The organism is Acidovorax sp. KPB24-03 (assembly GCF_057546605.1).
Genome location: NZ_BAAJYR010000018.1, coordinates 1 through 18689 on the forward strand (window position 1 = coordinate 1; position 18689 = coordinate 18689).

Sequence of the window (18689 nt, forward strand, 5' to 3'; positions counted from 1 at the left end):
CGCGAGGATGCGGGCATCGTCCGCCGCCACGATGACGCGCGTGGCCTGGCTTTGCGCCGCGCGTTGCGCCACGCGCACCACCATGGGCAGCCCGGCGATGTCGGCCAGCGGCTTGTCGGGCAGCCGCGTGGAGGCCAGCCGCGCCGGTATCAGGATGGTGAAAGGCGTGGCGGGCGCGGTCACGCCTCCAGCTCCTCGTCCGTCAGGGTGCGTGCTTCGTTTTCGAGCAGCACCGGAATGCCGTCGCGCACCGGGTAGGCCAGGCGGGCGCTGCGCGACACCAGTTCCTGCCGCTCCCGGTTGAAAGTGAGCGAGCCCTTGGTGACGGGGCAGACCAGCAGTTCGAGCAGTTTGGGATCCATGGCGGTAGTGGCTTCGGGGTCAGTCGGAGGGCGATGATAGCGAGCGGCGTGCGGCAGCCCGCAACCGCTCGTCCAGCAGGGAGAAAAAAGCGCTGTCGATTTCCAGGTGCAGCGGCACGGCCAGCGCCTGGGGGTGGAGTCGCCACAGCTTGGTGGCGTCCTTTTCGGTGCAAACCAGCGTCATGCCTGTGTTTTGATTGTCTTTCCAGCTATCAAAATCATAGTGATCAGGCAAGGCGGTGGTCCGCTGCAGCGTGAGTCCTCTTGCCCGCAGCATGGCAAAGAATTCCTGTGGCCTGGCGATGGCGGCCACGGCGTGCAAGGGCTGGCCGCGCCACTGCGCCAGGGGCACGGTGCTGCCGTCCGCACGCATGGCGTCGGGCCCGAGCGAGCGTCTCAGGGAGAACGCCGGCGATGCGCCGGCCGGAGCCCGTCCGGCATGGAGCACGCAGTCGACCTGGCGTGGCCAGGGTTCGCGCAGCGGTCCGGCCGGCAGGAGGAATCCGTTGCCCACGCCGTCGTCGTTGAATACGCAGATTTCAATGTCGCGGGCCAGCGCCAGATGCTGCAGGCCGTCGTCGCAAACGATCACATCGGTGCGGGGATGCTGTGCCAGCAGTGCGCGCGCCGCCTGCGCCCGGTGCCGCGCCACGAACACGGGAACGCCCGTGCGCTTCGCGATCAGCAAAGGCTCGTCGCCCACTTCGGTCGCGCGGCTGTCCGTGCACACTTCGCGGCAGTCGTCGGTGGACCGCCCGTAGCCGCGCGACACCACGCCAGGCTGCCATCCGCGCGCCACCAGATGTCGCACGATGGCCTGCGTGACCGGGGTCTTGCCCGCCCCTCCGGCGATCACGTTGCCCACGACGATCACCGGCACCGCCACGCGCTCGGCGCGCAGGAGGCCCAGCCGATAAAGCGCTCGCCGAATGGCTACCGCGATCCGATACAGACAGGACAACGGCCACAGCGCCCAAGCCAGCGGCCCACGCCGTTTCCAGGCCGCTTGCAGGGTGGGTGCCTGGGTATGGGGGGCGGTGGAAGAGGGTGCAGAGGGCGGCTGCGGCCCGGCGGCAGCCATCGCGGCTACTTGCCGGCGCTGGCCGTGGACTGGGTGGCGAAGGTGATCTGCGACAGGCCCACGCGGCGCGCGGCTTCCATGACGGTGACCACGGCCTGGTGCGGCGAATTGGCGTCGGCACTGATGATGACGACGCTGTCCTTGCCGGCGCTGGCCGACGCGGCCAATGCCTGGGCCACCACGTCCACGCTCTTGCCCTCGACCGCCAGCTTGTTGATGGCATAGCGGCCATCCGCGGCGACGGCCACGATCACTTCCTTGGGATGGTCGCGCTGCTGCTCGGCATCGGCCACGGGCAGGGTCAGTTGCAGTTCGGTGAACTTGCTGTAGGTGGTGGACAGCATCAGGAAGATGAGCACCACGAGCAGCACGTCGATGAACGGAATCAGGTTGATTTCCGGCGCTTCGGTGGGGCGGGAGCGAAAGTTCATGTCCGTTCAGCCGATGGGGTGTGGGCCATGATTCACTTGCGAAGCCGGCTGATGTGCCGCACGAACTGCTCGGAGGCCAATTCGAGGGTCAGCAGATAGGCGTCCACGCGGCTGCGGAAGTACCGCCAGAAGATCAGCGCCGGAATGGCCACGATCAGCCCGAACGCCGTGTTGTACAGCGCAATGGAAATGCCCTGTGCCAACTGGGCCGGGTTGCCGCCGCCGGACTGACCGGCCCCCGCTTGGGAGCCGAAAATCTCGATCATGCCGATCACCGTGCCCAGCAGGCCCAGCAACGGGGCGGCGGACGCGATGGTGGCCAACGCACTGAGGTATTTTTCGAGGCGGTGCGCCACGGCCCGGCCGGAACTCTCCATCGCAGCGCGCACGTCGGCCTCGGTGCTTTGCGGATTGCTGTTGAGCGTGCGCAGGCCGCTGGCCAGCACCTCACCCAACGCGGAGTTCTGCGCCAACTGGTTCACCACATCGGGCGTGGGAACGGAGCGGGACGACACGGTGATCGCTTCATCCAGCAGCTTGGGAGGTGCGACCCGGGCGGTTTTAAGGGCGATGAAGCGCTCCACGACGAGTGCCAGCGCCAGGACGGAGCAGGCTATCAAAGGCCAGATCGGCCAGCCTGCGGCTTGTATGATCGACAGCAATTCTCTCTCCGCGCAGATGGAAGCAATCCGCGATTATGGCCCAGTTGACGTGGTGGTCCGTGGCGGAAAACGGCCGGGCTGCCCGGCGCGTTCTGCACCTTCGCATCCCCTGTCGTCACCCACATTTTCTGTGGATAACTTTGTGGGCAACCGGGCTGCGATGGCCCGCCAAGCGGCTCCAGCCCGTGAATTTGACAGATTGATGAAAAATAACGCACCAAAAAAAACGTTTGAAATCAAGGGGTTGCACGTATCTGCTAGCGATGTGCAGGGATGGGCGCCTGTGTACGGGGCCAATCAGCCATCCTCGCGCGCTGTGGACTAGTGCCTCCTGGCAACGGCCTGCAATCCCTTGCTCCATCGGTGTCTGAGGCCATGAACCTCGCAACGGCGCCACGTATCTGGCAGGTTGGGGCGCTATGCCGCGCCATTGCTGACACCCTGGAGGCCCGGTTCAATCCCGTGGCCGTGCAGGGCGAGATCACGGGCTTTTCGCGCGCGTCCAGCGGGCATTGCTATTTCACGATCAAGGACGGCCAGGGCCAGATCCGCTGCGCCATGTTCCGCCGTGCCGCCCTGTTGCTCGACTTCGCTCCGCGGGACGGGGAACTGGTCGAGTTGCGCGGCCGCCTGGGGGTGTACGAGGCGCGCGGCGATCTGCAGCTCATCGTCGAAAGCATGCAGCGGGCCGGCAGGGTGCGTTGTTCGAGCAGTTCCTGCGGCTGAAGTCGCAACTGGAGGCCGAAGGGCTTTTCGACAGCGCGCGAAAGCGGCCTTTGCCTTTGATGCCGCGTGGCATCGGCGTGGTCACTTCCCCGGGCGCGGCGGCCCTGCACGACGTGGTGACCGCCCTGCGCCGGCGCGTGCCGCACATTCCGGTCACGCTGGTGCCCGCGCTGGTGCAGGGCGCCAATGCGCCGGCGTCGATGCGGGCCGCGCTGTCCAAGCTCTACGCACTGGTGGACGCGGGCAACGGGGCGCAGGGCACGGCGTCCCGCCAGCCCCCGTGCACCATCGATGTCATCCTTCTGGTGCGGGGCGGCGGGTCCATGGAGGACCTGTGGGCATTCAATGACGAGCAGTTGGCTCGCACCATCGTCCAGAGTCCGGTGCCGTTGGTTTGCGGTGTCGGGCACGAAACCGACTTCACGATTGCCGATTTTTGCGCCGATCTGCGCGCACCGACGCCGACCGCCGCCGCTGAACTCATCTCCCAGCCACGGGCCGTCTGGCTGGGCGCCATCGATCTGTTGGCCGATCGCTTGTCGGACGGTGTTCAGGCGCAGTTCGATGTGCGCCATCAACGCCTGGACCTGGTGGCCCAGCGCCTGGGCCGGCCTTCCGACCTGGTGGCGCGCCAGCAGACGCGTCTGGCACGGCTGGCGGAGCGCATGCGCCACAGTGTGCTACTGAAAATGCAGCACCTGACTCAGCAGCAGCAAGCGCTGGAGGCACAGTTGCCGCAAATCCTCCAGCGGCGAATGGGCCGCCAGTCCGAGCGGCTGGACCGTGCGGCGCTGCGCCTGCAGTTGCTGGATCCGCATCTCGTCCTGCAGCGGGGCTATGCACTGCTCACCGATGCGCAAGGCCAGCCGGTGACGAAGGTGGCTCAGGTGCGGCCAGGCGACGCCGTCCGGGCGGCGGTGACCGATGGTGAGATCGATCTGCAGGTGTCACCGCGACGGTTGCTGTGAATGGAGCGGTTGGGGCGCTTTTTCTGCCATTGGCCCTCGCCTACAGCAGGCGCTGCTATTACTTTCTACAATGCCCGTTCGGACCGCGCCAGCCCCTGGAGGGCAGCGGTCCCATTCCAAGAATTTCAACCCACGAAGGACTGCACCATGGAACATACCCTGCCACCGTTGCCCTATGCGATCGACGCACTGGCGCCTCACTACAGCCAGGAAACCCTGGAATACCATCACGGCAAGCACCACAACGCCTACGTGGTGAACCTGAACAATCTGCAAAAGGGCACGGAATTCGAGAGCATGACGCTTGAGGAAATCGTGAAGAAGTCCAGTGGCGGCATCTACAACAACGCAGCCCAGATCTGGAATCACACCTTCTTCTGGAATTGCATGGCTCCCAGCGGCGGCGGCGAGCCGTCCGGCGCCCTGGCCAATGCCATCAACGCCAAGTGGGGCAGCTATGCCGCCTTCAAGGAAGCTTTCGTGAAGAGTGCCGTGGGCAACTTCGGCTCTGGCTGGACGTGGCTCGTGAAGAAGGCCGACGGCAGCGTCGATATCGTGAACACCGGCGCGGCCGGCACCCCGTTGACCACGGCCGACAAGGCCCTGCTGACGGTCGACGTGTGGGAGCACGCGTACTACATCGATTACCGCAACCTGCGCCCCAAGTTCGTCGAAACCTTCTTCGACAAACTGGTGAACTGGAAATTTGCCGAAAGCAACTTCGCCTGAGCGTTCCGCGCCCAATAAAAAAACGGCCCTTTTGGGCCGTTTTTGTTTTGGCATGTCCCCTGTCCGTAAGGGCAGGCTTGCGGGCGTGCTCCACCGGTCAGCGGCGGGCAAAGGGCGTGCCGGACAGCTTGAAGCCCGCCTTGATTCCCTTTTTCGAGAACCAGCCCTGGTTCATTTCCAGCACGTAACGCACCGGCTTCTCCGAGCAGTGCGAGTCCTCGGTCTGCGGCTTCATGTCCGCCAGATTGACGATGGTGCCGTCGTCCGCGACGAAAGCGGCGGTCAAGGGCAGGATCGTGTTTTTCATCCAGAAGCACTGGACGGCAGGCGCTTCGAACACGAACAGCATGCCTTCCTGCTGGGGCATCTCCTTGCGATGCATGAGGCCGATCTGCCGCTCTTGCGGAGACACCGCGACCTGCGCGTCGATGCGGTGCATGCCGGCACCCAGTTCAACGCGCTGCAGGTTCATCTGGGGTGATTCCTGGGCGCCTGCCGCCATACAGACGGAGAGGACGAGCGCAGCCAAAAGCGGGGCAAGGGCTTTTTCAGAGCCGTCCGCCGCGCGCACGAGAAAGGATTTCATCATCCGGCTTTCCATAAATGCAATGGGAATCGAAAGGGTAGCAGCCAAAGGCAAAAAAGCCCGCGGAGGCGGGCTTTTTTGGAGGGCGTCGGCGCGGGCTGAAGGCCTTGCCGACGATGGTGCTTACTCTTTAGGCAGCCGTCTTGGCGTGCTTCTTGGTGGCCTTCTTGTGGGCGACCTTGTGGGCTGCAGGCTTCTTGGCCTTGGCCTTGGCGTGCGCCTTGGGGGCGGGGGCGGCTGGCTCGGCGCTGGGGGCGGAAGTCACGGCGGGGGTTGCCGGTGCGGCTGGCGTTGCGCCTTGTGCAAAAGCACCAGCGGCGAACAGACCAGCAACCAGGACAGCGAGGAGTTTTTTCATATATGCCAATTCCTTGAAGAGGTTCGGATGGGAGCCGCGCGAAGTGCCGCGAAGCACCTCCACAACGGCGCCGTCACGGGGGCCGTTGACAGGAAATATGTGATTTTTTTAAGGCTTAGAATTGCTGGCTGTACCGCGTTTGCCTAACCAGCTGAAGCCCCTTCATCGTTTCACCGGAGAGACCCGTTCAATGAGCAGCTACCAGCACATCAAGGTGCCAGCCGAAGGCCAGAAAATCACCGTCAATGCCGACATGTCATTGAACGTGCCGGATCAGCCCATCATTCCGTACATCGAGGGCGACGGCACTGGTTTCGATATCACGCCCGTGATGCTCAAGGTCGTGGACGCTGCCGTGGCAAAGGCCTATGGTGGCAAGAAGAAGATCCACTGGATGGAAGTGTTCGCTGGCGAAAAGTCAACCAAGGTCTACGGCCCCGACGTGTGGCTGCCGGAAGAGACGCTGCATGCCGTGCGCGACTACGTGGTGTCCATCAAGGGCCCGTTGACCACGCCCGTGGGCGGTGGCATCCGTTCGCTGAACGTCGCGCTGCGCCAGGAGTTGGACCTGTATGTCTGTCTGCGCCCCATCCAGTACTTCAAGGGCGTGCCCTCGCCGGTCAAGGAGCCCGAAAAGACCAACATGGTGATTTTCCGCGAGAACTCGGAAGACATCTACGCCGGGATCGAGTTTGAAGCCGAGTCCGAAAAGGCCAAAAAGCTCATCAAGATCCTGCAGGAAGAGTTCGGCGTCAAGAAAATCCGTTTTCCCGACACTTCCGGCATTGGTGTCAAACCCGTGTCCCGCCAAGGCACCGAGCGACTGGTGCGCAAGGCGATCCAGTATGCCATCGACAATGACAAGCCCAGCGTGACCATCGTGCACAAGGGCAACATCATGAAGTTCACCGAAGGTGGCTTCCGTGACTGGGCCTACGCGCTGGCGGCAAAGGAATTCGGTGCCGAGCTGATCGACGGCGGCCCCTGGATGAAGTTCAAGAACCCCAAGACGGGCAAGGACATCACCATCAAGGACAGCATTGCGGACGCCTTCCTGCAGCAGATCCTGTTGCGCCCCGCCGAGTACAGCGTGGTGGCCACGCTCAACCTGAACGGCGATTACATCTCTGACGCGCTGGCGGCCCAGGTGGGCGGCATTGGCATCGCTCCTGGCGCCAATCTGTCCGATACGGTGGCGATGTTCGAAGCCACGCACGGCACCGCGCCGAAGTATGCTGGCAAGGACTATGTGAATCCCGGCTCTGAAATCCTGTCGGCCGAAATGATGCTGCGTCACATGGGCTGGACGGAAGCTGCCGACCTGATCATCCGGTCCATCGAGAAGTCGATCGCCAGCAAGAAGGTCACCTATGACTTCGCCCGTCTCATGGAAGGCGCGACGCAAGTGAGCTGTTCTGGCTTTGGCCAGGTCATGATCGACAACATGTAATCACTTGAGCGGGTGCCGAGAGGCATCGGCTTACTGGTGCGGAAACCCTCGAAGTCCTGTCCGGATTTGGAGGGTTTTCTTTTGGCCAGGGCGCGTTTCTGGCAGATGAATGGTTGGTCGGTGGCTGGTCAGCGTTTTGCCAGCCGCTGGCCTTGGTTCGGCAGGGATTCCAGCGCCCGCTCGGCATTGACCATCCATGGCCTGCCCACACTTTTTTCGCTCTCCAGCAGGAGGTTCTTAATGGTCGTGAGGTCGAGTTGCGGGGCGCTGGATTGGAGCAATGCAATCATCCCGCTCACGTGGGCCGCAGCCATCGAAGAGCCTGTGGCGAAGTCGTAGCGCCCCTGGGGCTGCAGCGTGAGCACGTCTTTTCCGGGCGCAGCCAGAACACCCTTGGCCGCCAGATTGGCGTTGTCGGCCATTCCCACGACGATCACGCCGGGCACGCCGGCAGGAAAACCCGTGCGCTCTCCGTTGGACGGAAGCGCGGCGACCACCGCACGGCCCTGTTTGACCAGTTGGCCCAGCAGCGTGCCGAGCAACGGATCCTCAGGGCCTCCCAGGCTCATGTTGATGGTGCGCGCATCGGACGACATCACGGCCACGAGCGCCTTGGCGAGAGTGAACGAATTGCAGCGTGCGCCGGCTGCTGGCTGATGTGCCGGATACCAGCAGGCTTTGTAGAGGCTCACCTTTGCCTCGGGTGCGACACCGACGATTCCCTGCAGGTTGTTGCCCGCCGCGGCGATGATGCCCGCGACCTGGGTACCGTGCTGATCTTGCTGAAAGCCCGCGGCATTTTCATCGACGAGGTTGTAGGCGGCATCGATCTGCCCGCGCAACTCCGGATGCTCCGTCTGCGCGCCCGTGTCGATCACGGCAATGTGCGCTCCTTTGCCGGTGCTGAGCTTGTGCGCCCGTGCCACCTGCATGTCCACAAAGCCCTGTTGCAAGGGCATGTAGGGGTCGTTGTAGGCCACGGCCGAAGTCTCCGGCTCGGGGCTTGCGTTGACCGAAAAGTCCTGCAGGGGCTGCGCCAGTTGCACGCGGGCATCGCGCGAAAGCGCGTGCAGCAGCGCGTCGCGGGACGCGGTGGCGCTGATCTCGAACACCACGCAGTGCGCATTCATCGGCGGGATTGGCCAGGCAGTCACTTCCCGCAGGCCGTAGTCCACGGCGATGGCCTGGACTGTCCTTGCCGCGCGGTTGCCCATGGTGTAGCGCGGCGGGGCGCCGTAGCTGGAAAGGCTGGTGCCCGCGCGGCCCGGTACATGTTCCAGCGGATTGGGAACCGCCACGATGATGTAGCGGGTGCTGTCGGCACGCATGCCCGCCTCACCGGAGGGCTGCAGCGTCCTAGCGTCGGGAGGAGGTTCCGCCGGCACGCTGCTGCAACCGGACAGTGTGCATGCCAGCAGCAAGGCCGCAGTCAGAAGACGGGTGGTCATGGCGGGCCTCCGATGGGTTCGACCATCTGCATTCCCGGGGTGCTGCGCAGCCGCTCCAGGGCCTGGGTATTTGATTGGCGCATGTCTTTCGCAGACACCGCATAAGCCCCCATCGCGTTGGGGCCACTGACCACCTGCAGGTTCAGCGAATCCAGCAACGCCTTCCAGTCTGCCAGCGTGATGCGTCCATCGGGCACGACGCGGATGGCGTTTGGCTGGCCAACGGCCGCGGTGCCCGGGGCTGGGGGGCTGCTCAATGTCTGGAACGCCGATGGTTCCTGTTCGGACAAGCGATGTCCCATGAAGGCCAAGGCAACGGCTTGCAAGACGGCGAAGGTGGCCAGTGCATAGGTGAGCCGGCCACCGTGCCGGCGTGCACCTGCCATGGGTTTAGGCAGCGGTTGATCGCAAAGGGCGTCCATTTCGATGCGCTCCAGCAGTTTGGCCAGGCCCGCCTGTTCATCGGGCATGCGCGTGGGGGCCAATGCCATGGCGGCCTGCACCTGCTGCTGCGTCTGGAGTTCGTCCCGGCAGTCGGCGCACTGTGCCAGGTGCTTTTCCACTTCCGCACGCTGCTCATCGCTGGCACGGCCATTGACGATCCAGGGCAGGGCTTCCTGGGTCAGTAGATGGGAGCGGTCCTGGCTTGGGGAATCAGGAAAACGGGAGGGCATGGTGCAATCCTATTGAGCGGTGCTGCGGGTGGCCAAGGCCGGCAGCAAGTTGCGCAGCTTCACTCGCGCGTGGAACATGCGCGCTTTGACGGTTCCGACGGGTGACTGGGTGATGACGGCGATTTCTTCCAGCGAATGCCCGCCGGCATAGGCCAGTTCCAGTACCAGCCGCTGGTCCACCGAGAGCCGCTCCATGCCCTTGTCCAGCCAGTTGCGCAGTTCCCTCGCTTCGCCGGGGTCAGTGGCCAGATTGGGCTGGACTTCCAGATCGTCGTCCGCAATGGAGAGCATGTCCGTTCCCCCGTCCTGCCGCAGGGCCTTGAGCCCGCAGCGATAGGCGATGCCCATGATCCAAGTGGAGACTTTCGACTCTTCACGGAAACTGCCCGCTTTTTGCCAGACGATCCAGAAGCAATCGTTGATGACCTCTTCGATCAGGTCGGACCGGCGGGTCAGGCGGGTCAGAAACTGGCAGAGCCGGCGGTGGTACGCCCGGTACAGTGCTGCCAGGGCCGCGCGATCGCCGGACGCGATGCCATGCAGCAGTTCGAGATCGGCTGAATCGTCGGGAAAGGAGAGGGCAGCCATGGCGTAGAAGCGGGCGGATGAGCGTCGTGGAAGGTGGAATCTTGCGACGTGTGTGCCTGCAATGCACCAAAAGGTTGCGGATGCTTCAAAAAGAACGGGCCCACATGAACGACCAGTGGCCTGCAGTGTTGCCGGGGGACAACGGGCGGGCCCGACTGTCGGTTGCCAAATAGCTGAGTGAGGCGCGCCAGGGGCCTTGGCGCCAGGCGGCGCCAACGCTGCCATACGCATAACGGTCTTGCGGGCGGACCTCGGCCAGGCCGATGGTGCCCGTCAAGGAAAATTGCTCGTCGATCGGTAGCCGACCGCCCAGATCCACGGCCCACCGCATGGGCCGGGCGGCATCCCGGGTGTGGGGATATCGAAATACCGACGCACCTGCCGTGATCAGATCGCGATAGCTGAAGCTCAGGGCCGTTTCCAGCCGGTCCAGCAACTGGGCGGTGGGGTTGTCCGGATAGGCGTAGTACTGGGTGACGGCTTGGTACTGCCAGTCATTGGACAGCACACCGTCGTAGGCGAGGCGGACGATCGCCCGGCCATAGCGGCGGCCGTTGGTCTGCATTCCCAGCACGGCGCCGGCCGACCATCCCGTCGCATCGTAGAGCGTGAGCAGCCCCTGGACGATGGGGCGCTTGATGGGCGTCTGGAAACCCCGTTCGGTGAGGTCGCTGCTGACGGCGATTTCACCGGTGACATCACGGGTCTGCGCGCCGCAGCCGGCTGTTGCTCCCAAAAAGATCCAGGGCAGCAGGCTTCGGGCGGTGTTGTCAGGCCATGCGTGTGAAAAAGGCATGACAGCAGTTTAGGCCAGCCTTGCGGGTCAGCGAACGAGGCAAGGGCGCTTGGGATCGAACTTCCAGCCGGCGTGAAGGTACTGCATCGCGATGCTGTCGTCGCGTGCGCCCAGCCCATGCTGGAGATAGAGCTGGTGCGCGCGCTCCACGGCCGCCATGTCGAGCTGAACGCCCAGGCCCGGGGTGGTCGGCACGGTCACATGCCCGTCCACGATCTGCAGCGGCGATTGTGTCAGGCCCTGGCCATCCTGCCAGATCCAGTGGGTGTCGATGGCCGTGACCTTGCCCGGGGCCGCAGCCGCCACATGCGTGAACATGGCCAGCGACACGTCGAAATGGTTGTTGGAGTGCGAACCCCAGGTCAGGCCCCAGTCGCGGCAGGTCTGGGCCACGCGCACCGAGCCGGCCATGGTCCAGAAGTGCGGGTCGGCCAGTGGAATGTCGACCGACTGGAGCGAGAGCGCATGCACCATCTGGCGCCAGTCGGTGGCCACCATGTTGGTGGCCGTGGGCAACCCGGTGGCGCGGCGGAACTCGGCCATGATCTCGCGGCCCGAAAAGCCGTCTTCGGCACCGCAGGGGTCTTCCGCATAGGCGAGCACGCCGTGCAGGTCCCGGCACAGGCGAACGGCGTCCTTGAGCAGCCAGCCGCCGTTGGGGTCGAGGGTGACGCGCGCCTTGGGAAAGCGCTCATGCAGCGCCCGAATGGCCAGGACTTCGTCCTCGCCGCGCAGCACGCCCCCCTTGAGCTTGAAGTCGTTGAAACCATAGCGTGCGTGGGCGGCCTCGGCCTGGCGCACGATGGTCTCGGGCGTGAGGGCCTGCAGATGGCGCACGCGGCTCCAGTCGCTTTCGGGGGCATCCACATCCTGGGCGCGCACGTAGGGCAGATCGGTTTGGCCGGCATCGCCCACGAAGAACAGGTAGCCCAGCATTTCCACGCGGTCGCGCTGCTGGCCTTCTCCGAGCAGTGCGGCCACCGGCACGCCCAGGTGCTGGCCCAGCAAGTCGAGCAAGGCCGACTCCACGGCGGTGACGGCGTGGATGGCGATGCGCAGGTCGAACGTCTGCAGGCCGCGTCCACCGCTGTCGCGCCCTGCGAGGGCGGCCTGCACCTGCTGCAGCAGCGCCAGGTGGTTGCCCACCGGCTGCCCGACGAGCAGGGGCCGGACATCTTCCAGGGCCTGCCGGATCTTTTCGCCGCCCGGCACTTCGCCGACCCCGGTGCGCCCGGCACTGTCGGTGAGGATGAACAGGTTGCGCGTGAAGAACGGGGCGTGCGCGCCGCTCAGGTTGAGCAGCATGCCGTCGCGCCCGGCGACCGGAATGACGCGGACTTCGGTGACGGTAGGGGTGTGCATGGCAATGGGCATGGGTGTGGGCTTCGGAGAGTGGCGGAGCGAAGTGGATTCAAGCCGTCCCGGTGCTGGGCACCGGGGCGCGGACAGCACCCGTGGCGTAGAAGGCGTGCAGGTTGTCCAGCACCATGTCGGCCATGGCGCGGCGGGTTTCATGGGTGGCGCTGGCGGTGTGCGGTGTCAGGACCACGTTGTCCAGCGCCAGCAGCGCGGCTGGTACCGATGGTTCGTTTTCGAACACGTCGAGGCCCGCGCCCGCGATGCGGCGTTCTGCCAGGGCGTCGATCAGGGCGGCCTCATCGACCACGCTGCCCCGTGCCACGTTGATCAGAAAACCTCGGGGGCCAAGGGCCTCCAGCACGGCGCGATCAACCAGATGGCGGGTTTCCGCCCCTCCAGCCACGGTCAGCACCAGGTAGTCGGCCCATCGGGCCAGTTCCAGCAATGAGTCGAAATAGGGCAGGGTGGACTGGGCGCTGGGCCGGCGGTTGTGGTAGCCGACCTCCATGCGAAAGCCCGAGGCCCGTTCGGCCACGGCCTGCCCGATGCGGCCCATGCCGACGAGCCCCAACCGCTTGCCAGACACCCGGGTCTGGGGCGCGAACCGGGCGGTGGTCCAGTCGCCGCGCCGCACGAAGCGGTCGCTGGCGCTGACGCCGCGCGACACATCCAGCAGCAGGGCAAAGGCCAGGTCGGCCACGCAATCGTTCAAGACGCCGGGCGTGTAGCCCACCTGGATGCCCCGCGCGCTGGCCGCTGCGATGTCCAGCGCGTCGAACCCCACGCCGAAGCTGCTGATGACCCGCAATCTCGGCAAAGCATCGATCACCTCCCGTTTCAGGCCAATGGAGGCGGAGGTGACCACGCCCGTGAAGTCGGCGCCGCGTTCGGCAAGGAACGCGGCGGGATCGGGTTGGTCGGACAGGCAAACGATGTCGAACTGCGCAGCCAGGTCGGCTTCGAGCGCCGGCAGGGGCAGGCGGGCGATTTGCAGGAGGCGGGGCCGGGGTGTGGTGCTCATGGGCGGGGATGGTACGGCGGCGCATCCAGGGCCTTGGGGTGCAGGCCGGTGTGAAAGCGGTCGCAGGGAGCAAAAAGAATTCGAAGCCCCACGAGAAAGCCGCACGCGCGGCCTCCTCGTCGGGGGGGAATCAGGGCGCTGCGCGGACGGCCTGGCGGGCCAGCAGCTTCCAATCGGCGCCTTGCTTTTGCCAGACGCCCAGGATCTTGATCTGCACCTTGCCGGGCTTGCCCGAATCGTTGGTATCGGCCGTCAGGGTGTGGCGGACGATGGCCACGTCGCCGACCACCTTGATGGTCTGGTCGCTGATGACGATGGTGACGAAGTCGGACTTGCCGTCGAGCAGGTCGCTGATGAAGCTGGCCTTGGTGTCCACCCGGCCTCCCGAGTGGCCATAGCTCAGGTCGTCGGCCACGAGCTGGTTCAGCGCGGCGGGGGTCGGGTCGATCATGGCGATCCGCAGGCGCTCGGCCGCGGTGGCGACCGACTGCGGCGCATCGGCGGCGCCGGCCGGTGCCGTGGCGCAGCCGCCCAGGGCCAGCAGGGTGACGGCCGTGGCCGCCGCAAGGAACAGTTTCTTGTACATCTCTTGTCTCCGTTGTGGTGTGGTTTTATGGATGCCCCGTGCGGATGGCTTGACCCACCGGCGCCCGTGCACGGCCGGGCGCCGGATCTTCAGCCGCGGCGCCTTATTGCGGGCCGAGCTTGTCGATGAGTGCCTTGAGTTCCTGCATTTCGCCGGGCTTGAGGTCCGTGAGCGGGGCGCGCACGGGGCCGGCGTCGTGGCCGACGATCTTCGCGCCGGCCTTGACGATGCTGACGGCATAGCCGGCCATGCGGTTGCGCAGTTCGAGGTAAGGCATGAAGAACTCGCGCAGCAGGTGGTGCTGCGTCGCCAGATCGTCGTTGGCCACGGCCTTGTAGAAGTCCATCGCCGTCTTGGGGATGAAGTTGAACACGGCCGACGAATACACCGGCGTGCCCAGTGCCTTGTAGGCCGCGGCATACACCTCGGCAGTCGGCAGGCCACCCAGGTAGGCGAAGCGGTCGCCCATCTTCATGTAGATGGAGTTCATCAGTTCGATGTCGCCCACGCCGTCCTTGAAGCCCACCAGGTTGGCGTTGCGCTCGGCCAGGCGTGCCAGCGTTTCGGGGGTGAAGCGGCTCTGGCCGCGGTTGTAGACGATCACGCCGAACTTCACGCTCTTGCACACCTCTTCGACGTGCGCGGCCAGGCCTTCCTGGCCGGCTTCCGTCAGGTAGTGCGGCAGCAGCAGGATGCCGTGGGCGCCGGCCTTCTCGGCCGCCTGGGCGCACTGGATGGCAAAGCGGGTAGGGCCGCCGGCGCCGGCGATGATCGGCACCTTGCCGCGGCAGGTGTCCACGGCGGTCTTGATGATGCCGGGATACTCGTCCGCCGTGAGCGAGAAGAACTCACCCGTGCCGCCTGCCGCGAACAAAGCGCTGGCACCGTAGGGGGCCAGCCATTCCAGGCGCTCCGCGTAGCCCTTGGCGTTGAATTGGCCCTGGGCGTCGAAGTCCGTGAGCGGGAACGACAGGAGGCCGGAGCCCATGATGGTCTTGAGTTCTTGAGGTTGCATGGCGGTACGGGGTAGTGGGTGGAAAAAGGGAAAAGTGAAAAATCAGTCGAGCCGGATCTGCGCCGCCGACACCACACTGGCCCAGCGTGCGCGCTCCTTCTCGAAGAACTTGTCCTGCTCGGCGGAGGCCATGGTCACGACCTCGGCGCCCTGGCCCGCGAGGCGGGAGCGGATTTCCGGCGTGCGGATGACGGAGATGAGGGCCGTGTTCAGGCGCTGCACGATCGGATCGGGCGTGCCGCGCGGCACGAGGATGCCTTGCCAGGTGCCGGACTCGAAGCCGGGGATGCCCTGCTCTGCAATGGTGGGCACATCGGCCAGCAGCGGCATGCGCGTGGCCTTGGACAGCGCCAGCACCTTGAGCTTGCCGCTTTGCACGTGGGGCAGGGTGGCGAGCATGCCGTTCATCAGCACCTGGGTCTGGCCGGCCATGGTGTCCTGGATGGCGGTCACGCCGCCCTTGTAGGGCACATATTGCCAGCGGGCGCCACTGGCGCGCTCCAGCGCCACGCCGGCCAGGTGCGGTGCGCTGCCCGTGGCGGTGACGGCGAAATTCAGGTCGGCCGTCTTGGACAGGGCGATCAGTTCCTTCAGGTTGTTGGCGGGCACGGACGGGTGCACCACCAGCATGTGCGGCGAGTAGGCCAGCATGGTCGCGCCACGCAGGTCCTTGGAGGGGTTGAATGGCAGCTTGGTATAGACCGAGGGGCTGATGGCCAGCGCCCCCACGTCGCACAGCAGCATGGTGTAGCCGTCGGGCTGCGCCTTGGCGACGAAGTCGGCGCCCAGGTTGCCGTTGGCGCCGGGCTTGTTTTCCACGATGACGTTCTGCTTGAGCAGGTCCGACAGCGGCTGGCTGATGGCGCGCGCAATGATGTCCGAACTGCCGCCGGGCGGGTAGGGCACGATGAGTCGCAACGTTTTGGTGGGCCAATTGGCGGTCTGGCCCATGGCCGTGGTGCTGGCCAGGGCGGCGGCACCATAGACCATGGCGTGGCGGCGGTTCAAAGTCATTGCATGTCTCCTTGCTTGGGTTGGGTCATTTTTTGTTGTACGTCATCATACAACTTAAAAATGGCAAGGCACAAGCGCCGGAGGATGCTTTTCCGCGGCTCTTCGGGTTAACGATGACCCGCGCTGCCCGGCCTTTGGGCGAGTGGCTGGGTTTCAGGCTTCGGGTGTGGCGGCGGGGGCTTGCACCGGAGCCGGCGGTGTTTTGGCCGCCTCCTGCGCCAAGCGCAGCGCTCGCGGCTGTTGGTGAGGTGGATGCGCATGGCCGCGCGCGCCGACTCGGGGTCCTTGCGGGCGATGGCCGAATAGATCTCTTCGTGCTCGCGGTTCACCCGGCTCAGGTATTCGTGGCCCCGCACTGCGTTGCGGATGCCCGAGATGCGGGTGCGCGGAATCAGCGTGGTGCCCAGGTGGTTCATGATGTCGGCGAAGTACGGGTTGCCCGTCGCCTCGGCGATCTGCAGGTGAAAGCGGAAGTCGTGCCCCACCGTGTCGCCGCCCATGGCCATGTTGCGCTCGAAGTCGTCCAGTGCCTGGCGCATGGCCTGCAGGTGGGTCTCGCTGCGGCGCATGGCCGCAAGGCCGGCCGACTCGGTTTCCAGGCTGATGCGCAGCTCCAGCACGGCCAGAACGTCCACCGACGCCGTGAGTTCGGACGGGTCCAGGCGGAACACGCCGCCGGCGCGCGGGGGCAGAACGAAGGTGCCGATGCCGTGTCGCGTTTCCACGAGGCCGGCGGCCTGGAGCTTGGACAGGGCCTCGCGCACCACAGTGCGGCTCACGTCGTGGGCGCGCATGATTTCCGATTCGGTGGGCAGCTTGTCGCCCGGCGTCAGCAGCCGGTCGCGGATCTTTCCAGAGAAGTCTTCCACCACGGCATTGGCCAGTCCGCGGGCGCGCCGGACCGGAGCCGGGGACAGGTTCGGGGCCGTTGATTCGGTGGGGGCGGGGTATGCGGGTAATCCCTTTATCGGTGCGGCCATGGCGGTGATGATAATCGCTGAACGTTGTATGACAACATATGACAAATACTAGCCAGAGGAGCTTCATGAGCCAGCCGTCCCGTTTACCCCGTCTTCTTTTGACCGGCGCCGCAGGCGGCCTGGGCCAGGTGTTGCGCGAAAGATTGCGCCCGTATGCCGAGGTGCTGCGGCTGTCCGACATCTCCCCCGTGGCCCCTTCGCGTGGCCCCGATGAAGAGGTGGTGCCCTGCGATCTGGCCGACAAGGCTGCGGTGGACGCGCTGGTGGCCGGCTGCGACGCCATCGTGCACCTGGGCGGGGTATCGGTCGAGCGGCCCTTCGAGCAGATCCTGGAAGCCAACATCAAGGGCGTGTTCCACATCTACGAAGGCGCGCGTCGCCACGGCGTGCGCCGCGTGGTATTCGCCAGCTCCAACCATGTGACGGGCTTTTACCGCCAGGACGAGCGCATCGACGCCAACGCGCGCCGCCGGCCCGATGGCTATTACGGCCTGTCCAAGTCGTTCGGCGAAGACATGGCGAGCTTCTATTTCGACCGCTACGGCATCGAGACGGTGAGCCTGCGCATCGGCTCCTCGTTCCCTGCGCCGCGCGACCGCCGCATGATGAGTTCCTGGCTGAGCTACGACGACCTCACCCAGCTCGTCGAAAAGGCCCTGTTCACCCCGGACGTGGGCCACACCGTGGTGTATGGCGCCTCCGCCAACCGCGATCTGTGGTGGGACAACCATGCGGCAGCGCACCTGGGCTTCGCGCCCAAGGACAGCTCCGAACCCTTTCGTGCCCAGGTCGAGGCCCAGCCCGCACCCGCGCCGACCGACCCGGCCGCCATCTACCAGGGCGGGGCCTTCACGGCCCAGGGCCCGTTCGAAGGATGACCGCCGTGAACGCCAGCGCGGAACTGGTGCTGGATGCGCGCTGCGCGACGGGCGAGAGCCCGGTGTGGCGCGCTGCCGGGCAGGCGCTGTACTGGGCCGACATTCCCCAGGGCGTGCTGCACCGCTGGTCCGCGCAGACCGGCGAGCAGGCGCAGTGGAAGGCCCCCGAGATGGTCGCCTGCATCGCTCCCTGGGCCGGGCAGCCCGGCCGATGGCTTGCCGGTTTGGAAAGCGGCTGGTTCCAGCTCGACCTGCCGCAGGGCGGTGCCGCATCCGGACCGCTGCAGGCGCAGCGCCTGGCCACGGCCGAACACGCCCGGGCGGGCATGCGCTTCAACGACGGCCGCTGTGACCGCCAGGGACGTTTCATCGCCGGCACCATGCTGCAGGACATGGGCGCCGCCGCCCGCGTGGGCAAGGTGTACCGGTTCGGTGCGCAGGAGCTGACGGCCGGCGCAGGCACCGACCTGGCGCTGGGCGATTTGATCGTGCCCAACGGCATCGCTTTCAGCCCCGACGGGCGCACGATGTACCTGTCCGATTCGCACCCCCAGGTGCAGGCGATCTGGGCCTTCGATTACGACACCGAGACCGGCACGCCGAGCCGCCGTCGCCTGTTCGCCGACATGAATCCGCTGCCGGGGCGCCCCGATGGCGCGGCGATCGATGTGGATGGCGGCTACTGGATCTGCGGCAACGACGCGGGCCTGGTGCACCGCTTCACCCCCGACGGCCGGCTCGACCGGTCCCTGGCCGTGCCGGTGAAAAAGCCTGCCATGTGCGCCTTCGGCGGCCCGCAGCTCGACACGCTGTACGTCACCTCCATCCGCCCCGCAGGCGTGGACCTGTCGGACCAGCCGTTGGCCGGCGGTGTCTTCGCATTGCGCCCGGGTACGCAGGGCGTGCCGGAGCCAGAATTCACCGCCCCTGTCTGAACGGGGCCTGGGTCCCTCTACCGATTTCTCCCCCAAAACGTA

The 18689-nt window shown here is 65.7% G+C and carries 21 protein-coding genes and 2 pseudogenes; 6 read left to right on the plus strand and 17 right to left on the minus strand.

Annotated elements, in window-relative coordinates:
• The 5 genes from AC27KI_RS04775 to AC27KI_RS04795 all read right to left on the minus strand — a co-directional run.
• The coding region (locus tag AC27KI_RS04775; RefSeq protein WP_487112804.1) for a cytidylyltransferase domain-containing protein at positions 1-183 on the minus strand (183 nt) is incomplete at its 3' end.
• A complete protein-coding gene (locus AC27KI_RS04780) occupies positions 180-362 on the minus strand; it encodes a Trm112 family protein (RefSeq protein WP_272547767.1) in 183 nt (60 codons plus the stop codon). The genes AC27KI_RS04775 and AC27KI_RS04780, both read right to left, overlap by 4 nt.
• A gap of 19 nt (positions 363-381) precedes the next feature.
• On the minus strand, positions 382-1443 hold the full coding sequence (lpxK, locus tag AC27KI_RS04785) for a tetraacyldisaccharide 4'-kinase (protein WP_487112806.1): 1062 nt from the start codon (positions 1441-1443) through the stop codon (positions 382-384).
• 5 nt (positions 1444-1448) lie between these two features.
• Positions 1449-1874 (minus strand): ExbD/TolR family protein, encoded by a 426-nt coding sequence (locus AC27KI_RS04790; protein WP_487112808.1) that lies wholly within the window; start codon positions 1872-1874, stop codon positions 1449-1451.
• A gap of 32 nt (positions 1875-1906) precedes the next feature.
• On the minus strand, positions 1907-2536 hold the full coding sequence (locus AC27KI_RS04795) for a MotA/TolQ/ExbB proton channel family protein (protein WP_272569077.1): 630 nt from the start codon (positions 2534-2536) through the stop codon (positions 1907-1909).
• On the opposite strand from AC27KI_RS04795, the gene AC27KI_RS04800 reads away from it, so the two are divergent.
• The 3 genes and pseudogenes from AC27KI_RS04800 to AC27KI_RS04810 all read left to right on the plus strand — a co-directional run bounded on the left by AC27KI_RS04800 (position 2523) and on the right by AC27KI_RS04810 (position 4959).
• Positions 2523-2861: a hypothetical protein gene (locus AC27KI_RS04800; protein WP_487112810.1), complete on the plus strand. Its 339-nt coding sequence runs from the start codon at positions 2523-2525 to the stop codon at positions 2859-2861. The genes AC27KI_RS04795 and AC27KI_RS04800 overlap by 14 nt on opposite strands.
• Before the next feature lie 50 nt (positions 2862-2911).
• A pseudogene (gene xseA / locus AC27KI_RS04805) lies at positions 2912-4230 on the plus strand (exodeoxyribonuclease VII large subunit).
• A gap of 147 nt (positions 4231-4377) precedes the next feature.
• Entirely contained in the window at positions 4378-4959 is a 582-nt protein-coding gene (locus AC27KI_RS04810; RefSeq protein ID WP_272569080.1) for a superoxide dismutase, read from the plus strand.
• A gap of 97 nt (positions 4960-5056) precedes the next feature.
• Here the strand turns inward: AC27KI_RS04810 and AC27KI_RS04815 are convergent, their stop codons facing one another.
• Positions 5057-5545, minus strand: coding sequence for a DUF192 domain-containing protein (locus AC27KI_RS04815; RefSeq protein WP_487112812.1), 489 nt, complete (start codon positions 5543-5545; stop codon positions 5057-5059).
• Positions 5546-5675: 130 nt separating this feature from the next.
• The gene (locus AC27KI_RS04820; RefSeq protein ID WP_372588240.1) at positions 5676-5810 is read right to left on the minus strand and encodes a hypothetical protein; all 135 of its coding nucleotides are present in this window, start codon (positions 5808-5810) and stop codon (positions 5676-5678) included.
• A 283-nt stretch (positions 5811-6093) separates the two neighbouring features.
• Here AC27KI_RS04820 and icd point away from each other — a divergent pair, with 283 nt between their 5' ends.
• Positions 6094-7353, plus strand: a complete 1260-nt coding sequence (gene icd / locus AC27KI_RS04825) for an NADP-dependent isocitrate dehydrogenase (protein ID WP_487088196.1) — start codon at positions 6094-6096, stop codon at positions 7351-7353.
• A 128-nt stretch (positions 7354-7481) separates the two neighbouring features.
• Here the strand turns inward: icd and AC27KI_RS04830 are convergent, their stop codons facing one another.
• From AC27KI_RS04830 to AC27KI_RS04875, 10 genes and pseudogenes are all read right to left on the minus strand, one after another.
• Positions 7482-8801: a S8 family serine peptidase gene (locus AC27KI_RS04830; RefSeq protein ID WP_487112814.1), complete on the minus strand. Its 1320-nt coding sequence runs from the start codon at positions 8799-8801 to the stop codon at positions 7482-7484.
• Positions 8798-9475: an anti-sigma factor family protein gene (locus tag AC27KI_RS04835; RefSeq protein WP_487112816.1), complete on the minus strand. Its 678-nt coding sequence runs from the start codon at positions 9473-9475 to the stop codon at positions 8798-8800. The genes AC27KI_RS04830 and AC27KI_RS04835 overlap by 4 nt, the downstream gene beginning before the upstream one ends.
• Before the next feature lie 9 nt (positions 9476-9484).
• Positions 9485-10063, minus strand: a complete 579-nt coding sequence (locus tag AC27KI_RS04840; RefSeq protein ID WP_284428466.1) for an RNA polymerase sigma factor — start codon at positions 10061-10063, stop codon at positions 9485-9487.
• A gap of 85 nt (positions 10064-10148) precedes the next feature.
• Entirely contained in the window at positions 10149-10859 is a 711-nt protein-coding gene (locus tag AC27KI_RS04845; RefSeq protein ID WP_284428465.1) for a TorF family putative porin, read from the minus strand.
• Positions 10860-10886: 27 nt separating this feature from the next.
• The gene (locus tag AC27KI_RS04850) at positions 10887-12221 is read right to left on the minus strand and encodes an enolase C-terminal domain-like protein (protein WP_487112818.1); all 1335 of its coding nucleotides are present in this window, start codon (positions 12219-12221) and stop codon (positions 10887-10889) included.
• 49 nt (positions 12222-12270) lie between these two features.
• Complete coding sequence (locus AC27KI_RS04855; RefSeq protein WP_487112820.1) at positions 12271-13239, minus strand: 2-hydroxyacid dehydrogenase; 969 nt, start codon at positions 13237-13239, stop codon at positions 12271-12273.
• Between the two features lie 130 nt (positions 13240-13369).
• The gene (locus AC27KI_RS04860) at positions 13370-13825 is read right to left on the minus strand and encodes a nuclear transport factor 2 family protein (RefSeq protein WP_487112822.1); all 456 of its coding nucleotides are present in this window, start codon (positions 13823-13825) and stop codon (positions 13370-13372) included.
• A gap of 103 nt (positions 13826-13928) precedes the next feature.
• A complete protein-coding gene (gene kdgD, locus AC27KI_RS04865) occupies positions 13929-14840 on the minus strand; it encodes a 5-dehydro-4-deoxyglucarate dehydratase (protein ID WP_272569093.1) in 912 nt (303 codons plus the stop codon).
• Between the two features lie 42 nt (positions 14841-14882).
• On the minus strand, positions 14883-15854 hold the full coding sequence (locus tag AC27KI_RS04870) for a Bug family tripartite tricarboxylate transporter substrate binding protein (protein WP_272547750.1): 972 nt from the start codon (positions 15852-15854) through the stop codon (positions 14883-14885).
• A gap of 153 nt (positions 15855-16007) precedes the next feature.
• Positions 16008-16834, minus strand: a pseudogene (locus AC27KI_RS04875) (FadR/GntR family transcriptional regulator).
• 65 nt (positions 16835-16899) lie between these two features.
• Here AC27KI_RS04875 and AC27KI_RS04880 point away from each other — a divergent pair.
• Together AC27KI_RS04880 and AC27KI_RS04885 are read left to right on the plus strand one after the other, a co-directional pair.
• Positions 16900-17712 (plus strand): NAD-dependent epimerase/dehydratase family protein, encoded by an 813-nt coding sequence (locus AC27KI_RS04880; RefSeq protein ID WP_487088212.1) that lies wholly within the window; start codon positions 16900-16902, stop codon positions 17710-17712.
• Between the two features lie 5 nt (positions 17713-17717).
• On the plus strand, positions 17718-18647 hold the full coding sequence (locus AC27KI_RS04885; RefSeq protein ID WP_487088214.1) for an SMP-30/gluconolactonase/LRE family protein: 930 nt from the start codon (positions 17718-17720) through the stop codon (positions 18645-18647).
• Positions 18648-18689: the final 42 nt, after the last annotated feature.

Excerpts from the sequence above, each read along its gene's own strand:
- AC27KI_RS04780 (WP_272547767.1), bottom strand. The coding sequence starts at position 362 with ATGGATCCCAAACTGCTCGAACTGCTGGTCTGCCCCGTCACCAAGGGC.
- lpxK (WP_487112806.1), bottom strand. The coding sequence starts at position 1,443 with ATGGCTGCCGCCGGGCCGCAGCCGCCCTCTGCACCCTCTTCCACCGCC.
- AC27KI_RS04790 (WP_487112808.1), bottom strand. The coding sequence starts at position 1,874 with ATGAACTTTCGCTCCCGCCCCACCGAAGCGCCGGAAATCAACCTGATT.
- AC27KI_RS04800 (WP_487112810.1), top strand. The coding sequence starts at position 2,523 with ATGATCGACAGCAATTCTCTCTCCGCGCAGATGGAAGCAATCCGCGAT.
- AC27KI_RS04810 (WP_272569080.1), top strand. The coding sequence starts at position 4,378 with ATGGAACATACCCTGCCACCGTTGCCCTATGCGATCGACGCACTGGCG.
- AC27KI_RS04815 (WP_487112812.1), bottom strand. The coding sequence starts at position 5,545 with ATGAAATCCTTTCTCGTGCGCGCGGCGGACGGCTCTGAAAAAGCCCTT.
- icd (WP_487088196.1), top strand. The coding sequence starts at position 6,094 with ATGAGCAGCTACCAGCACATCAAGGTGCCAGCCGAAGGCCAGAAAATC.
- AC27KI_RS04830 (WP_487112814.1), bottom strand. The coding sequence starts at position 8,801 with ATGACCACCCGTCTTCTGACTGCGGCCTTGCTGCTGGCATGCACACTG.
- AC27KI_RS04835 (WP_487112816.1), bottom strand. The coding sequence starts at position 9,475 with ATGCCCTCCCGTTTTCCTGATTCCCCAAGCCAGGACCGCTCCCATCTA.
- AC27KI_RS04840 (WP_284428466.1), bottom strand. The coding sequence starts at position 10,063 with ATGGCTGCCCTCTCCTTTCCCGACGATTCAGCCGATCTCGAACTGCTG.
- AC27KI_RS04845 (WP_284428465.1), bottom strand. The coding sequence starts at position 10,859 with ATGCCTTTTTCACACGCATGGCCTGACAACACCGCCCGAAGCCTGCTG.
- AC27KI_RS04850 (WP_487112818.1), bottom strand. The coding sequence starts at position 12,221 with ATGCACACCCCTACCGTCACCGAAGTCCGCGTCATTCCGGTCGCCGGG.
- AC27KI_RS04855 (WP_487112820.1), bottom strand. The coding sequence starts at position 13,239 with ATGAGCACCACACCCCGGCCCCGCCTCCTGCAAATCGCCCGCCTGCCC.
- AC27KI_RS04860 (WP_487112822.1), bottom strand. The coding sequence starts at position 13,825 with ATGTACAAGAAACTGTTCCTTGCGGCGGCCACGGCCGTCACCCTGCTG.
- kdgD (WP_272569093.1), bottom strand. The coding sequence starts at position 14,840 with ATGCAACCTCAAGAACTCAAGACCATCATGGGCTCCGGCCTCCTGTCG.
- AC27KI_RS04870 (WP_272547750.1), bottom strand. The coding sequence starts at position 15,854 with ATGACTTTGAACCGCCGCCACGCCATGGTCTATGGTGCCGCCGCCCTG.
- AC27KI_RS04880 (WP_487088212.1), top strand. The coding sequence starts at position 16,900 with ATGAGCCAGCCGTCCCGTTTACCCCGTCTTCTTTTGACCGGCGCCGCA.